Source organism: Arthrobacter sp. AG367, from assembly GCF_007828995.1.
Lineage (GTDB): Bacteria > Actinomycetota > Actinomycetes > Actinomycetales > Micrococcaceae > Arthrobacter.
This window is the reverse complement of record NZ_VIVE01000017.1, coordinates 1-3,424: the sequence shown is the minus strand read 5'-3', so window position 1 is coordinate 3,424 and position 3,424 is coordinate 1. Positions and strand designations below refer to the sequence as shown.

Below are 3,424 nucleotides of genomic sequence, written 5' to 3'. Positions count from 1 at the left end.
CCCTGGGTTTGTTTGTTTCTGGTTTCCCTGCCGTGACGTTCCGTGCGCCTGTTTGGGTGTGTGGGGTGTGTGGTGTGGGGTTGTTGTTTGAGAACTACATAGTGGACGCGAGCATCTTGTATAAGAAGCAATTTCCAAGATTAATGAACCTGGATCTGGCTGCGCTGTTGATGCCCTTTGGGTGTTGGGGTGTGGTTGGTTTCTGTGGTTCTCTCGAGAAATGTTTTTGATCTTTGTGGTCAAGTTTTTAAGAGCACACGGTGGATGCCTTGGCATTAGGAGCCGAAGAAGGACGTAGGAATCTGCGATAAGCCTGGGGGAGTCGATAACCGGACTGTGATCCCAGGGTGTCCGAATGGGGAAACCCCGCCGAGCGCGCGAGTGACTCGGTGACCCGTACCTGAACACATAGGGTGCGTGGGGGGAACGCGGGGAAGTGAAACATCTCAGTACCCGCAGGAAGAGAAAACAATAGTGATTCCGTTAGTAGTGGCGAGCGAACGCGGATCAGGCTAAACCGTTCCATGTGTGATAGCCGGCGGGCGTTGCATGGTCGGGGTTGTGGGACTTTCCATACCAGTTCTGCCGGGCTGGTGGGGTGTGATGTGCGCGCATAGGTGAACGGTTTTGAAAGGCCGGCCAGAGAGGGTGTTAGTCCCGTAACCGTAATGTGTTTGTACCGCCTGTGAGAGTATCCCAAGTAGTACGGGGCCCGAGAAATCCCGTGCGAATCTGTCAGGACCACCTGATAAGCCTAAATACTCCCTAATGACCGATAGCGGACCAGTACCGTGAGGGAAAGGTGAAAAGTACCCCGGGAGGGGAGTGAAACAGTACCTGAAACCGTGTGCTTACAATCCGTCGGAGCCAGTCTGATTCTGGTGACGGCGTGCCTTTTGAAGAATGAGCCTGCGAGTTAGTGTTACGTCGCGAGGTTAACCCGTGTGGGGCAGCCGTAGCGAAAGCGAGTCTGAATAGGGCGTGTGAGTGGCGTGATCTAGACCCGAAGCGAAGTGATCTACCCATGGCCAGGTTGAAGCGACGGTAAGACGTCGTGGAGGACCGAACCCACTTCAGTTGAAAATGGAGGGGATGAGCTGTGGGTAGGGGTGAAAGGCCAATCAAACTTCGTGATAGCTGGTTCTCCCCGAAATGCATTTAGGTGCAGCGTTGCGTGTTTCTTGCTGGAGGTAGAGCTACTGGATGGCTAATGGGCCCTACAAGGTTACTGACGTCAGCCAAACTCCGAATGCCGGTAAGTGAGAGCGCAGCAGTGAGACTGTGGGGGATAAGCTTCATAGTCGAGAGGGAAACAGCCCAGACCACCAACTAAGGCCCCTAAGCGTGTGCTAAGTGGGAAAGGATGTGGAGTTGCCCAGACAACCAGGAGGTTGGCTTAGAAGCAGCCACCCTTAAAAGAGTGCGTAATAGCTCACTGGTCAAGTGATTCCGCGCCGACAATGTAGCGGGGCTCAAGTACACCGCCGAAGTTGTGGCATTCACATTTTAGCTAAGCCCTTGTGGTTCAGGCGTGTGGATGGGTAGGGGAGCGTCGTGTGGGCGGTGAAGTCGCGGTGTAAACCAGCGGTGGAGCCTACACGAGTGAGAATGCAGGCATGAGTAGCGAAAGACGGGTGAGAAACCCGTCCGCCGAATGATCAAGGGTTCCAGGGTCAAGCTAATCTGCCCTGGGTAAGTCGGGACCTAAGGCGAGGCCGACAGGCGTAGTCGATGGACAACGGGTTGATATTCCCGTACCGGCGAAAAACCGCCCATGCTGAGCGGGGGATACTAACTGCCCGAAGCCTGCCCGAGCGCCCTTGTGGTGTGAGGGTTTTGGTGGAGCGCAGGACCTGATCCCGGGAGGCAAGCGTATTAACAGGTGTGACGCAGGAAGGTAGCCGAGCCGGGCGATGGTTGTCCCGGTCTAAGGATGTAGGGCGAGTGGTAGGCAAATCCGCCACTCATGGTGCCTGAGATCTGATGGGACCCCCGTTTGGGGGGATTTGGTGATCCTATGCTGCCGAGAAAAGCATCGACGCGAGGTTTTAGCCGCCCGTACCCCAAACCGACACAGGTGATCAGGTAGAGAATACCAAGGCGATCGAGAGAATTATGGTTAAGGAACTCGGCAAAATGCCCCCGTAACTTCGGGAGAAGGGGGGCCCCAACCTTGATACACCCTCGCGGTGTGGAGGGGATCGGGGCCGCAGAGACCAGGGGGAAGCGACTGTTTACTAAAAACACAGGTCCGTGCGAAGTCGCAAGACGATGTATACGGACTGACTCCTGCCCGGTGCTGGAAGGTTAAGAGGACCGGTTAGCCGCAAGGCGAAGCTGAGAATTTAAGCCCCAGTAAACGGCGGTGGTAACTATAACCATCCTAAGGTAGCGAAATTCCTTGTCGGGTAAGTTCCGACCTGCACGAATGGAGTAACGACTTCCCCGCTGTCTCAACCATAAACTCGGCGAAATTGCAGTACGAGTAAAGATGCTCGTTACGCGCAGCAGGACGGAAAGACCCCGAGACCTTTACTATAGTTTGGTATTGGTGTTCGGAGTGGCTTGTGTAGGATAGGTGGGAGACGTTGAAGCCCGGACGCCAGTTCGGGTGGAGTCATCGTTGAAATACCACTCTGGTCACTTTGGACATCTAACTTCGGCCCGTAATCCGGGTCAGGGACAGTGCCTGATGGGTAGTTTAACTGGGGCGGTTGCCTCCTAAAAAGTAACGGAGGCGCCCAAAGGTTCCCTCAGCCTGGTTGGCAATCAGGTGTCGAGTGTAAGTGCACAAGGGAGCTTGACTGTGAGAGAGACATCTCGAGCAGGGACGAAAGTCGGGACTAGTGATCCGGCGGTACATTGTGGAATGGCCGTCGCTCAACGGATAAAAGGTACCTCGGGGATAACAGGCTGATCTTGCCCAAGAGTCCATATCGACGGCATGGTTTGGCACCTCGATGTCGGCTCGTCGCATCCTGGGGCTGGAGTAGGTCCCAAGGGTTGGGCTGTTCGCCCATTAAAGCGGTACGCGAGCTGGGTTTAGAACGTCGTGAGACAGTTCGGTCCCTATCCGCTGCGCGCGCAGGAAATTTGAGAAGGGCTGTCCTTAGTACGAGAGGACCGGGACGGACGAACCTCTGGTGTGTCAGTTGTACTGCCAAGTGCACCGCTGATTAGCTACGTTCGGATGGGATAACCGCTGAAAGCATCTAAGCGGGAAGCTCGCTTCGAGATGAGATTTCCATACACCCTCGGGTGTGAGAGGCCCCCAGCCAGACCACTGGGTTGATAGGCCGGATGTGGAAGCGAGGACTAACGACTCGTGAAGCTGACCGGTACTAATAGGCCAACAACTTACACCACACAGATACATACAAAACTCTGCTTGCGTCCACTATGTGGTTCCCAACCAACAACCCCC

1 protein-coding gene and 1 rRNA gene are annotated in these 3,424 nt (G+C 55.1%); both read left to right on the top strand.

Annotation, left to right across the window (positions count from 1 at the left end):
* Positions 1–230: hypothetical protein (locus FB478_RS21265; protein WP_222430075.1), on the top strand; the 230-nt coding region annotated here is incomplete at its 5' end.
* A 7-nt stretch (positions 231–237) separates the two neighbouring features.
* Positions 238–3,366 (top strand): 23S ribosomal RNA (locus tag FB478_RS20985).
* The last annotated feature ends 58 nt before the right edge of the window (positions 3,367–3,424 follow it).